The organism is Rhodococcus sp. MEB064 (genome assembly GCF_000834565.1).
Taxonomy (GTDB): domain Bacteria; phylum Actinomycetota; class Actinomycetes; order Mycobacteriales; family Mycobacteriaceae; genus Rhodococcoides.
In genome coordinates this window covers 1-12,674 of the sequence record NZ_JXQS01000074.1, presented here as the reverse complement: position 1 = coordinate 12,674, position 12,674 = coordinate 1, and the positions used below count along the sequence as shown (strand labels likewise).

Below are 12,674 nucleotides of genomic sequence, written 5' to 3'. Positions count from 1 at the left end.
TCGACCGGCGAACGCCGCCGACGACCGAGTGGAAGGCGAACGACGTGCAGACGTTCCTGCCCGAACCGGGTTTCGCGCGCAGCGCCCGTGCGCTGGACGACAAGCGACTGGGGAAGCAGCGTGTGGAGACGTTCCAGATCCTCCGCGCTCTGGTCTGGCCGTCCTACGGGTGGAAGAACCATCCCGCTGTCGTCATGTGGCGCGGCTTCACGCCCGCCCTGGTGTCCTACGGCGTGGCAACCTGCCGCGAGTGGACGGCCCGTGGGCATGCCGACGCCCTGGAACCCCGCTTGCTCGACTACAGCGCCGGCGTGGCGTCCACCTTCGACGCGTTACGCGACGACGGTCGGCTGCCTCCGTGGTGCGGTGACGACGCCGTCCACGCCAGCCACCGCCGGGCACTGGCGGCCAAAGCGCCGCAGGCATATCCCGCAGACTGGGCCGGCGAGACCGGATACGTGTGGCCGGGCTCGATCTTCCCGACCTGGCCACTGCCGCCGTGCTCCGGTTCTCCGTCCGCCGTGGTGTCCGTGATGATCGACATGGGTTCTCCCGCAGAGCTGTTCGATGTAGGGAGCGAGGAATGGTCTGCACTACGCGCGGTGAACCGCGGCGAGTCCGCGACTGTGGACACGGCCGATCCCGCGCGCATGACTCTCGCTGCGTCGCTGGTCCACCCGGTGCGGACGGCGGTGCTTCGAGACGTGCCCGCCCTCGCCGACGACGACGTGCTCCCGGAGCCGGCGTCGGACCCGGGCGGGACGGTGTCCGCCTCGATCGCGCGGGTGCCCACCGACGCGGACTCGGAGGCGATGCGACTCGAGGGGCTCGATCCTGCGCGCATCCGCGTGTTCCGGCGAGGGCAGTCGGTTCCGGATCCCGGCAGCTACGGACTGGTGGTGACCTCGGGCGCGCCGGTACCGCCGGAACTCGCCGACGTTCCTCTGCTGCGGGTGTGAGCGGGGTGTGTCAGCGGGCGCTCCAGGCCGACCACAGCTCGGCATATCTGCCGTCGGCAGCGATCAGGTCGTCGGGTGTTCCTTCCTCGACGATCCGCCCGTGCTCGAGGACGATCACGCGGTCCGCGCGTGCCGCCTGCGTCAGCCGGTGCGCGACGACGATCGTCGTGCGGCCGCTCGTCGCGGCGTGAGCGGCGTCCTCGAGGTCGCGGGCTCCGGCGCTTCCCGCCTCGGCCGTGGCCTCGTCGAGCACGGCCACCGCAGGATCGGCGAGCACCAGCCGGGCCAGGGCGAGTTGTTGAGCGCGAGAGGGAGTGAGCTCGCGGCCACCCTCGCCGACGACGGTGTCGAGGCCGTCGTCGAGAGCCGACACCCACGCGTCCGCACCCACGACGCGCAGGGCGTCCCGGACAGCGGTGCGATCGGCATCGGGCCGGGCCAGGAGCAGGTCGTCGATCAGCCGGCCGGAGAACACGTGCACCTCCTGGCTGACGATGGCGACGTGCCGTCGTAGCCGGTCGGCGCCGATATCGGCGAGGTCGACCCCGCCGATGCGGACGGAACCGGAACCGGGCCTCATCGATCCGGCCACCAGCGCGGCGATGGTCGACTTGCCCGCGCCGGTCGACCCGACGAGCGCCACCGTCGTCGTCGCCTCGACGCGGAACTCGATGTCGTGCAGGACGTCGTTCACTCCGTCGTAGGAATGGGTCAGTCCCGTCACCACCACCGTGCTGTCCACGGGGACGGCGCCGGTGCCGGGCGAACGGTCGTCCGGGATGTCGATGACACCGACGAGTCGTGCGAGTGACGCGCCTGCGGACTGGATGTCGTCGAACGAATACATCAGCATGCCGATCGGATTGAACAGTCGGTGGAAGAGCAGCGCCGCCGCCGTGGTCTGCCCCACCGTCACCGCGTCCTCGCGCACCAGCAGGAATCCGACGGTGAGGATCACCGACAGGCCCACACATTCCGCTCTGTTGCTGCGCGAGCCGAACCGCGTGAACAGCCGGAAGACGGTGACCGCGATGTCGCGTGCGCGGCCCGACGACGCGTCGATACGTGCCAGGTGTTCGCTCTCTACTCCGTAGGCCCGAACGGTGCGTGCACCCTGCATGCTGCTGACGAGCGACTGCGCACGGTCACCCATCGCGACACGTTCGAGCGCGTACAGGGGAGCGGATCTGGGCAGATACCAGTGCAACGCCAAGACGTACAGCGGGATCGCCACCATGCCCGCGAGTCCCAGACGCCAGTCGAGGCCCAGCATCGTGACGACGCTGAGCAGTACCAGCAGCACCGCGGCGAGGATGTTCGGAATCACCTCGCCCAGCGACTTGGCCATCACCGCGACGTCGTCGCCGACGCGAGAGAGCAGATCTCCTTTGCCGACTCGTTCCAATGTGCTCACCGGAAGGTGCAGGGCCCTGGCCAGAACCCGTTCGCGCAAGGACGCCAGGATCTTCTCGCCGAGTACCGAGACGGCGTAGGACCCGAATCCGGTGAAGACACCGCCGGCCACCGCGGCGACGGTGATGACGGCGACCACGCCGACGATGGTCGACGTGGGCGCGCCCCCACGGACGCGGTCCACCAGGACACCGAACACGTAGACCGGAACGAGGGCCATGGCCGCCGCCACGGCGCCGACGACGACCGTGACCAGGGTGAGGGCCGGTCGTTGCCGCAGTTCGTCGAGGATGAAGGCGCCCGACCGACGACGGCCGGCAACCGGCAACATCTCGGTCATCGCAGAACCGCCCGACGGTAGCGCGGGTCGGACTCGGCGAGGGACAGGTGCGTTCCGGTCGCGGCGACCCGACCCGAGTCGAGAGTGACGACGCGGTCGGTGACTGCCAGAAGCGCGGGACTGGTGGTGATCACGATTGTCGTCTGCGTACGGGCGTCACCGCCATGACGCAGCTCCGCGATTCCCCGAGCGATGGCATGTTCGGTGACGGCGTCGACGGCGGTGGTCGGATCGTGCAGTACGAGGACGGGTGGCTCGGCGGCGAGTGCGCGGGCCAGCGCGACACGTTGGCGCTGTCCGCCGGACAGGCTGGCGCCTCGATCGGTGACGGGATGATCGAGTCCGCCGTCGTGCATGTCGACGATGTCGGTGACCGACGACGCCCGGACGGCGGGTCCCGTGTCGACCGTGCCGCGGAGAGCGATGTTGCTGCGGACGGTGCCCGCGAACAGATCCGACCCGTGCGGTTCGACGAGCACCGTGCGCCGCACGTCGTGCAGCGCGAGGTCGGAGACGTCGACGCCGCCGATCGCGATGCGTCCGGCGACGCCGCGCGCGGACACCTGGCCGGACAGCACTGCGGCCAGCGCGTCACCGTCCGCGGGATCGTAGGGGACGACGCCGACCATCTCTCCGCGATCGAGATGCAGATCGAGCCCGTCGAGCGGTCCGAACCGTATGTCGGACAGACTGATCGACGCGGGATCCGCGGTGCCGGTTCCGGACGATGTCACGACGGGGTCGGCGCCGAGCACGAGGGCGAGGCGATCCGCCGAACCGCGGATGACGGCCAGCAGCCCCGGCAGCCGCGACAGGGAGCCGAGCGGTTCGATGAGGAACTGCGCCAGCCCGACCACCGTGATGAGTTCGGCGACCGAGATGCGGCCCTCGAGCGCCAGGAATCCCGCGGTGCCGGCGACGGCCACCGACAGCAGTGCGCTGACGGTTGCGGACACCCCGAGATACACACTGTTCCCTCGCGCCAGACGCATCGTCGCCGCGAGCGCTCGGCGGCTGGAATCGACGAAGCGGCGCGACGCGGCGTCCTCGGCGCCCAGTCCGCGCAACGGCCGTACGCCGCCGATCAGGTCCGTGGCCAGGCCCGAGACGCGGGCGACCTCCGCCTGCTGGTCCGTCGCCGCACGGGTGAGAAGCGGCGCGCTGAGCTGGAGCAGCAGCAACAGCAGCGGTGTTCCGACGACGACGGCGAGCCCGAGCGGCAGGTCGATCAGCAGCAGCGCCACCGCGGTGACGAGAAGGGCTGTCGCCGCCGCGGCGAAGCGGGCGACGGCGTCGAGAACCCAGGAGGTCTTCTCCGCGTCCGAGGTGCTGACGGTCAGCAGTTCGCCGGGTCCGAGGTCGACGTGTACCCCTCGCGGATCGAGAACCCGTCCGGCGACCTCGACGCGGAGCAGGTGCGCCTCGCGTTCGATGGCCACCACGATGATGCGAGCGCCGATGCGGTACGCGTAGGAGAGGACGACGAACAGTGCTGCGAGCCCCAGCAGCGACAGGAGCATCGCAGTGACGTCGCCTGTAGCGACGGCGCGCCCGATGATCAGGCCGATCGCGACGGGAACCATGGTCTCGCAGAACTGGTGGACGCAGAACAGTGCGGAGGACCCGATCAGTCGGGCGCGCTGACGTCGTGCAGTCCTGCGAAGAATGGCGCCGCCGGTGGACGGTGGGGCGGAATGCATTAGCCGACCCTAACCCGACGTCGGCGCCGGTGGCGACGTCAGGAGTCGGACGTGCCCCGCTGACGGCGAGCGGCGTCCCGTTGCTGCTGCGCGCGTTCGCGGCATCGCCGCAGGAACTCCTCGTCGGACTCCGGAGTCTGCGCGACGGCGCGGCCCGGGCGGACGTCGTACTCGGGATAGGCGCCGGCCGGTCGCTTCCTGCCGGCGTCGGGTCCACCCCAGATGCCGCCACCCACGGGTCGTCCCGCGGCGAGCCACGCGATGGATCCGGCGAGGGGGAGAAAGACGACCAGGAGGAGCCAGACAGTCTTGGGTAGGTGGCGTATCCCGCCCTCGTCCGCGGTGATCACGTCGATCAGGCAGAAGATCCACAGCACTGCGATGAGCAAGCCGAGATAGGGCACGCGCAGGTCCTCACGCTAGGTGCGGTCCGCACCTCCCGTAGTTCGCACCTCGGGCGGAGACCGCGCAGTCTGTTGTCGCGGACACCATAGCGTGCACCGTTGCTCGCGTCACCCCGTAACGCCCCGTCGCACGGTCCGACAGTTCCGAATCTTCCCTGTGGATGCACGGCATCCGGGTTTCCCGAACGCGACGTCCGGGCAATCATGCACCTGAAGATGAACGAAGGGACACCGTCATGGTTCATCAGAACGAGAACGAACAACCCCAGGACTTCGCCCGCACCACCAGGGCGCACGCGGGCGAGGCCATCACGGACAGTCGGGCATGGCCCGGGTACATCCTCATCGCACTCGGCCTGATGTCCTTGGGTCTGACGCTGACTGCTGCCGGTGGCGGCTTCGAGGGGTGGGTGCTGATCGCCGGTATCGCGTGCCCTGTTCTGCTGCTCGCCGGACTCGCGCTGGTACTGCTCGAACGCAAGCGTGTCAAAGCTGCTGAGGGCAAGTCCCTCCTCGATCCCGGTGGTCACTGACCACGAGTCCTTCTCGGGTCCCGCGACCGCGGGACCCGATGTCGTCGTGCCCGCAGACGCTCGGCGCCGGCCGGTCGCGCCGAGATCCGGGGTATCCGTCGGCGTGGACACACCGTCGACGCGATCCGAGTACCTGAGTCTGTGGTCCGACCTGCACGGCGGCTACGACGCGTCGTCGTCACGCATGGTCCGCGGATGGTTGACCCTGAGTTACGTCCTGGCGCGCCCACTGGCCCGCGCCGGTGTGGCCCCGAACGCGGTCACCGCGGTCGGTGTCGTCTTCGCCGTCATCGCGTTGTCGACCGCCGGCGCCGGGCCCTGGGGTGCCGGCAGCGCGGCCCTTCTCCTGATCGCGTCGGCTCTCGTGGACAGCCTGGACGGTGCGGTCGCCCTGCTACGAGGCCGTTCCTCGGCGTTCGGGTACGTCGCGGACTCCGTCGCGGACCGCCTGTCGGACATGCTGGCCTTCGCCATCCTGGCTGCTCTGGGAGCGCCGGTTCCGCTCGTGGTGGCCGTCGCCGTCCTCACCCTGCTGCACGAGACGGCGAGAGCCCGCGCGGTCTCGGCGGGCATGACGAGTATCGGCGTCGTCACCGTCTGGGAGCGCCCGTCGCGCGTCATCGCCGTGGTGGTCACCCTGCTGGGCAGTGCGATGGTCGACGACACCACGGTGTTCGCGACCATCGGCGTCGGGGTCGCCGTGTTGCTGGCCGTCATCGGTTTCAGCCAACTCGTCGTGACGATCCATCACACGCTCAGTGCGCTTCCTGCGCCTCGACCCGGTCGCATTCGAGGGTGAACACCCATCCGACGATGACGATGATGTGCAGCAGGAACAGCCACAGCACGGTGGCCACCGCTGCTCCGACAGGTTCGAGCCCTCCGAACGGCCCGGACCAGTCGATGGGTATCGCCAGGAACAGAACGTAACCCTGCAGGAAGCCCGATACGAACGATGCCGTGGTCAGGGCGCCGATCACGACGGCGCCCCACGACAGCGACGTCGGCGCCACGACGCGGAAGGTCCATCCGATCGGGACGGACAGAACGAGCCAAATCGTGACGAATCCCAGCCACACCCGAAATGTTCCCGCGCCGACACCCCCGGTCATCGACGACAGAGCTGAGCCGACTGCCAACACGGGAATGGTCAACAACGGGGTCACGACGAGGACGGGAAGAGACGATGCTCGTCCGCGCCATCCGATGAAGTTCTCTTTCTTCGGCTCGTACACCAGGAGAGCCCGACGCATTCCCTCGCCATAGAACGTCGCGGGAAGAATGGCGACCAGGATGCCGATCCACCCGATGTGCACGCCCGCATCGAACAGCGTCCTGACCGCGTCCGGCGCTCCGGCCGCCCCGGGGAGCAGCCCGGCGATGTCCTCGCCGTAGCGGACGACGGTGGTGTCACCGAGCAGCAAGGCGGTCGATCGGAGCCCCAGTAGCAGCATCGGAACCAGCGCGATGCCGCCGTAGAACGTGATGCCCGCCGCGACCAGTGCGGTGTCGCGTGCCGCGAGGCGGCGCTTCATGCCGGCCGCGATCTCCGACCGCCCCTGCACTATCCGGACTGCGGTACGGGTTCCGGCCATCCTGCGTCTTTACCCGATGCGTCACATGCTCAACCTGCGCCGTTTCGTGGCTGCCCGGGCGGGGTAAGTGGCATCCAGTCCCTCCAACAGAACTGGTGCCACACGTGACCTCGAAGACATCGACCTCGTCGACCTCCACCCCCTACCCCCTGGGTGTCAGTCGGCGATCCGACGGACGTGCGAATGTCGCACTCTATTCCGAGACAGCCGAATCGGTGACCGTGGTCACGTTCGACGACGACGGCTCCGAGCGCGCATCGACCCCTCTGCCCGAGTACACCGGCCACGTGTTCCACGGGATCGTCGAGAACATGCCGGTGGGAACGAAGTACGGCTTCCGGGTGGACGGCGAGTGGAACCCGGCCGAGGGTCTGCGCCACAACGCGGCCAAGTTGCTTCTCGACCCGTACGCGAGAGCTGTTGCCGGATCGGTGGAGTGGGACGAGGCCGTCTTCTCCCATCACCACGACGAGCCCGAGAAGCGCAACGACGCCGATTCGGCGCCGTTCATGCCGAGGTCCGTCGTGGTGGACGACGATTTCGACTGGGGCGACGATTCTGCACCTCGAATCCCGTTGTCCGAGTCCGTGATCTACGAAGTCCACGTCAAGGGCTTCACCCAGCTCGACGAGGCCGTCGACGCCGACATCCGCGGCACCTACGCGGGTCTGGCGCACCCGTCCGCCATCGAGCATCTGACCAGACTGGGCATCACTGCCGTCGAACTGCTGCCGACTCATCAGTTCGTGCAGGATTCGCATCTCCTCGAGGAGGGGCGACGGAACTACTGGGGGTACAACTCCATCGGGTTCCTCGCTCCGCACAACGAGTACAGCAGCGCCGGCGACACGGGCGGTCAGGTCACCGAGTTCAAGTCCATGGTCAAGGCGCTCCACGCAGCCGGCCTGGAAGTGATCCTCGACGTGGTCTACAACCACACCGCCGAGGGCAACCACCTCGGTCCGACGCTGTCCCTGAAGGGGATCGACAACGGGTCGCACTACCGCCTGGTCCCGGACGACCGGAGCTCGTACTACGACACGACGGGCACCGGCAACAGCCTCAATGTCGGCCACCCGGCGGCACTGGGTCTCATCATGGACTCGTTGCGCTACTGGGTCACCGAGATGCACGTCGACGGCTTCCGATTCGACCTGGCCAGCACACTGACACGTCAGGACGAAGACCTCGATCGTCACAGTGCCTTTCTCGACATGGTGCATCAGGATCCTGTGTTGGCTCCCGTCAAGCTCATCGCGGAGCCGTGGGACACCGCCGGTTACCAGGTGGGCGGCTTCCCGGCGCGCTGGTCCGAATGGAACGGCAAGTTCCGGGACGACGTGCGGGACTTCTGGCGCGGCGAGGAAGGGAGCCTGCCCGCACTGGCTCAGCGCGTGTCGGGTAGCCCCGACGTGTACGAGAACGACCGTCGCCCGACGTTGGCGAGCGTCAACTTCGTCACCGCCCACGACGGCTTCACGCTGGCGGACCTGACGATGTACGACGAGAAGCACAACGAGGAGAACGGTGAGGACAGCCAGGACGGCGAGTCCGACAACCGATCGTGGGGATGCGGTGCGGAAGGTCCGACGGACGACGCCGACGTCAATGCGCTCCGCGACCGTCAGCGTCGCAACTTCCTCGCGACTCTGCTCCTGTCCGCCGGTGTGCCGATGATCCTGGGCGGCGACGAACTCGCTCGGTCCCAGGGCGGCAACAACAACGCCTACTGCCAGGACAACGAGATCTCCTGGTACGACTGGGCCGCCGCCGACGACCAGCTGGTCGAGTTCACCACCGCCCTGATCGGGCTGCGCCGCGAGCATCCGTCCTTGCGGCCGGTGTGGTTCCGCCACGGCGAGGAAGGCGGCTCGGGTGACACCGTCGACTTCCAGCGTGCCGACGGCGTAGCCATGGAAGAGGGCGACTGGGCCAACGGGTCGAACAAGTCCATCGCGGTCCTCTACAAGTCGACGGCCGAGGACGCCGTGTTCCTGTGGTTGATGAATGCGGCCGACACACCGGTGGAATTCACACTGCCGGACGAGACGTGGGCGTTGGCGCTGTCGAGTGATCCGGATCAGAAGGTGGCGGATGCGCCGACGTCGATCCTGGTGCGGGACCGCTCCTTCACTCTTCTGCAGGCGTAACCGACTGCGGTGAGCCCCGGTCGTCGTCGACGGCCGGGGCTCACTGCTGTGATCCCACGTCGAGCAGTGCGTCGACAATCGTCGACACGGTCGCCGCGTCGGTGGTGCCGGACAGGTCGTCGATGACGGTGAACGCCGCTTCCACCAGGAACGAGGCCTCGGCTCGGCGCGGGCGTGGGTCGACGAGTCGGACGAGATGGACCCACTCGGCGTGGTCCTGTCGGATCATGTGCGCGAGTCGGCGACGTATCTCGGGATCGTGCTGGTGCACATGGCTTCTCATGACGCGGAGTCCTGGGGACCGCGAGGCGTCGAGGGTGCGCAGCGCCACCAGTGTCCGCACCGCCTGTACCGGGTCGTCCGTGTTGGACAGGACGTGCGCTGTCGTCTCCGCATTCCGCTGCGCTGCTCCGAGACACGCTTCCGCCAGCACAGCCGCTTTGCTCCCGAAATACCGGTACACGCTCGACGGTGCCAGGTCGACGGACGATGCGATGTCGGCCATGGTCACGTCGGACGCATCCTGAGTGGCGAACAGGTGCGTGGCCGAGCGCACCAGTGCCTCGCGCTTGCCCACGGCGCCGATTCCTCGCGCCGTCGGGGTGACGTCGCCGGGGCGTCGGGGGAGTGGCGTCGCCAGTATCCGGGAGGCGGCGTCGTCGAGCAGGTGAACGGTGGTGCCGGCCGCGAGGCTCGTGCGATGGGTGCCGATGCTGGACATCATCGACAGCAGAGACGTCGTGACGTCCTGCAGCGCCGAGGTCTCGACGTCTGGACGTGCCGAGGCGACTCGACGCTCGACTGCCCGTCTCACCGATCCGAGTGCCGCGTCGACGGCAGCCCGATCGTGTTCGTTCAGATTTCGTCGATCCCGTCTGAGCGTGCCCAGAGATCGGCGGACCGCGACGGCACCGGCCGCGACGGTGTCGAGTGTCGCCGGTGTGTCCACCTGCACCGACCGGGTGAGCCTGCGCGCGGCGTCGAGGTGCACCGTCCGCAACACGTCGTACTTCGTGTCGAAGTGTCGGTACACCGACGGTCCGGTCGTGCCGACGGCTGCCGCGATGTCGTCCATTCCGACTGCGCCGTAACCACGTTCACCGAACAGGTCTGCCGCGGCACGGGCCAGTGCGCGCCCTCGCGGGGAGAGCGGCCCTGTCACGGGTCGATGCGAGCGTGCGGATCCCGCGCCCGGTGCAGGGCTACCTCGCCGGCTTTCACGACGAAGAACACCCTGCGTCCGGGAACGAGGTCGAGTTCCGTCGCAGCCGCGACGGTCACGTCCGCGTGCAGTGGACGAAGACCGCCCGTCGACACGGAGGTGATCCGGACGGACGCACCCGTCGATTCCACGTGGTCGATCTCCACCGGGAGGACGTTGCGCGGACTACCGACGGGCGCGTCGACGAAGACTGCCACCGCCGTCGGGTGCAGGAGCGCGACACCCGCCGACCCGGTCACGACGGGCTCGTCGGTATGTCCCCGGATATCCGTGCCCGACGCGGTGGTCAGGACATCGGGAGCGGTGAAGCGCCCCTCGATCGAGTTGACCCCGGCGATCGTCGCCGCGAAGGTACTGCGCGGAGCCCGCAACACGTCGTGCACCGTTCCTGTCTCGACCATGCGACCGTTCTCGACGACCGCGACACGATGGGCGAGGGTGAGGGCGTCCACCTGGTCGTGCGTCACCAATACGGTCGTTCGCGAGGTCTCCTGCAGAACCTCGCGCAGCACGCGGCGCATCATCGGGGCGGAGTCCGCGTCGAGTGCTGCGAAAGGCTCGTCGAGCAACAGCACGTCCGGATCCGCCGCGAGCGCGCGTGCGAGGGCGACACGTTGGGCCTGACCGCCCGACAGTTCCCGAGGCCGTCGATCGGCGAGGTCGAGAGCACCGACGGTGTCGAGTCGGTCCCGGGCGATGCGGATGCTGCGTGCACGACCGTCGCCGCGTGAGCGGGGTGCGAACGCGACGTTCTGCAGAACGTCGAGGTGCGGGAACAGGAGCGGATCCTGCGCGAGGAGAGCGACACGGCGACGGTGCGGCGGAACATGATGTCCACTACCGGTATCGGTCAGCATGCGGGCGCCGATCCGCACCGTCCCCTCGTCCGGACGGACGAGTCCCGCGGCGAACGCCAGCAGCGTCGACTTGCCCGCGCCGTTCGGTCCGAGCAGGGCAGTCACAGCACCGGACGGCACGGTCACCGTGAGGTCGACGCCGCGGGCGCTGGACCGGGCGTCGACGTGCAACGAGAGGTCCTCCGTCACAGCACGCCCACCGGACGTCGGCTGCGGGTGACGATCACGACCACCGCGGCGATGACGATGAGAACCAACGACAGGGCCACGGCGGCATCGGGGTCGGTCTCACGTTGGAGGTAGATCTCCAGCGGCAAGGTGCGTGTCACACCTTCGAGCGACCCGGCGAACGTGAGGGTCGCCCCGAACTCGCCCAGCGCCCGAGCGAAGGACAGGACCGCGCCCGAGACCAGAGCCGGCAGGACGAGGGGGAGCGTGACCCGGCGTAGAACCGTCGTCGGTGAGGCGCCCAGGGTGGCGGCGATGACGTCGTACCTCGTTCCTGCCGTGCGCAACGCACCCTCGAGGCTGATCACCAGGAAGGGGAGTGCGACGAAGGTCTGGGCGAGTACTACTGCCGTCGTCGTGAACGCAATGTCGATGCCCCAGGCGGACAGGTGGCTACCCAGCAGTCCCCGTCGGCCGAATGTGTAGAGCAGGGCGATTCCGCCGACCACCGGGGGGAGTACCAGCGGTAGGAGCACCAGCGCGCGGATCACGGTCATGACGCGACCCGACGACCGGGCGAGGACGACGGCCATGGGCACCCCGAGAACGACGCACAGGACGGTGCTCGCCGACGCGGTCTCGAGGCTCAGCCGCAGTGCGGCGACTGACGATGCGGAGGTGACGAGAGCAAGGAAGCGATGCGCGTCGACGGACAGCAGCATCGCCACCAGGGGAGCCGCGATGAGCACCGTGCCCACGGCGGCCGGCGCGAGGATCCACACCGGCAGTCGCACGGACGATGTATCCGACATTCAGGGTGTCTCGACGATGACGGTCGTGGCCTTGACGACTGCCACGGCGACGCTGCCCGGTTCGAGGCCCAAGGTTCGCACCGACTCTGCGCTCATGAGGGACGTGACCGTGAACGGTCCGCATTGCATCTGCACCTCGGCCATGACGGTGTCGACGACGACGGAGACGACCAACCCGGCCAACCTGTTGCGCGCGGAGCTGACGGTGCCGCTGGGATCGGGCGGCGCGGCGGCGCGTGCCCGCGAGTGCGCGGCGAGAGAGGCGCCGTCCACGACGGTCCGTCCGGACGAATCCTTGGAGGACACGACGACGCCGCTGTCGACCCATCGTCGGACCGTGTCGTCACTGACGCCGACCAGGGCGGCGGCGTCGCGCACGCGGAGGCCGCTCACCGTGCCCCACCGTGAGGCTCGGACGCAGATGCGGCGCCCGACGGTCCCTGTATCCGCATCCACGTGATGGTAGTCGGCGGGAACAGACTGCGGCGTGCCTGCGTTGTGCAGTACGACGGTGATCGGAT

General features: G+C 68.6%; 12 protein-coding genes. 4 read left to right on the top strand and 8 right to left on the bottom strand.

From position 1 onward, the window contains the following. Positions 1-44 precede the first annotated feature (44 nt). Positions 45-959, top strand: coding sequence for an MSMEG_6728 family protein (locus RU01_RS22645; protein WP_042576661.1), 915 nt, complete (start codon positions 45-47; stop codon positions 957-959). 10 nt (positions 960-969) lie between these two features. On the opposite strand, the gene RU01_RS21045 is transcribed toward RU01_RS22645, so the two are convergent. Genes RU01_RS21045 through RU01_RS21035 form a run of 3 tightly spaced genes read right to left on the bottom strand, consistent with a single transcriptional unit; the run spans position 970 to position 4,816 of the window. Next, positions 970-2,712, bottom strand: a complete 1,743-nt coding sequence (locus tag RU01_RS21045) for an ABC transporter ATP-binding protein (protein ID WP_042576553.1) — start codon at positions 2,710-2,712, stop codon at positions 970-972. Then, a complete protein-coding gene (locus RU01_RS21040; protein ID WP_197074848.1) occupies positions 2,709-4,412 on the bottom strand; it encodes an ABC transporter transmembrane domain-containing protein in 1,704 nt (567 codons plus the stop codon). The genes RU01_RS21045 and RU01_RS21040 overlap by 4 nt, the downstream gene beginning before the upstream one ends. A gap of 38 nt (positions 4,413-4,450) precedes the next feature. Beyond that, positions 4,451-4,816, bottom strand: a complete 366-nt coding sequence (locus RU01_RS21035) for a PLD nuclease N-terminal domain-containing protein (protein ID WP_042576552.1) — start codon at positions 4,814-4,816, stop codon at positions 4,451-4,453. Between the two features lie 236 nt (positions 4,817-5,052). On the opposite strand from RU01_RS21035, the gene RU01_RS21030 reads away from it, so the two are divergent. Next, entirely contained in the window at positions 5,053-5,349 is a 297-nt protein-coding gene (locus tag RU01_RS21030) for a hypothetical protein (RefSeq protein ID WP_042576551.1), read from the top strand. 46 nt (positions 5,350-5,395) lie between these two features. After that, on the top strand, positions 5,396-6,148 hold the full coding sequence (locus RU01_RS21025; RefSeq protein ID WP_197074847.1) for a CDP-alcohol phosphatidyltransferase family protein: 753 nt from the start codon (positions 5,396-5,398) through the stop codon (positions 6,146-6,148). Here RU01_RS21025 and RU01_RS21020 read toward each other — a convergent pair. Next, on the bottom strand, positions 6,105-6,944 hold the full coding sequence (locus tag RU01_RS21020; protein WP_052493396.1) for a YhjD/YihY/BrkB family envelope integrity protein: 840 nt from the start codon (positions 6,942-6,944) through the stop codon (positions 6,105-6,107). The two genes, RU01_RS21025 and RU01_RS21020, sit on opposite strands and share 44 nt — an antisense overlap. Before the next feature lie 104 nt (positions 6,945-7,048). On the opposite strand from RU01_RS21020, the gene glgX reads away from it, so the two are divergent. After that, positions 7,049-9,094: a glycogen debranching protein GlgX gene (glgX, locus tag RU01_RS21015; protein WP_042576550.1), complete on the top strand. Its 2,046-nt coding sequence runs from the start codon at positions 7,049-7,051 to the stop codon at positions 9,092-9,094. A gap of 40 nt (positions 9,095-9,134) precedes the next feature. Here glgX and RU01_RS21010 read toward each other — a convergent pair whose 3' ends face one another. From RU01_RS21010 to RU01_RS20995, 4 genes are read right to left on the bottom strand one after another with little or no spacing between them, the layout of a single operon-like run. After that, positions 9,135-10,256: a TetR/AcrR family transcriptional regulator gene (locus tag RU01_RS21010; protein WP_042576549.1), complete on the bottom strand. Its 1,122-nt coding sequence runs from the start codon at positions 10,254-10,256 to the stop codon at positions 9,135-9,137. Beyond that, positions 10,253-11,362, bottom strand: a complete 1,110-nt coding sequence (locus RU01_RS21005; protein WP_231568799.1) for a sulfate/molybdate ABC transporter ATP-binding protein — start codon at positions 11,360-11,362, stop codon at positions 10,253-10,255. The genes RU01_RS21010 and RU01_RS21005 overlap by 4 nt, the downstream gene beginning before the upstream one ends. Continuing rightward, a complete protein-coding gene (locus tag RU01_RS21000) occupies positions 11,359-12,153 on the bottom strand; it encodes an ABC transporter permease (protein WP_042576548.1) in 795 nt (264 codons plus the stop codon). The genes RU01_RS21005 and RU01_RS21000 overlap by 4 nt, the downstream gene beginning before the upstream one ends. Beyond that, positions 12,154-12,546: a TOBE domain-containing protein gene (locus tag RU01_RS20995; protein WP_042576656.1), complete on the bottom strand. Its 393-nt coding sequence runs from the start codon at positions 12,544-12,546 to the stop codon at positions 12,154-12,156. Positions 12,547-12,674 lie beyond the last annotated feature (128 nt).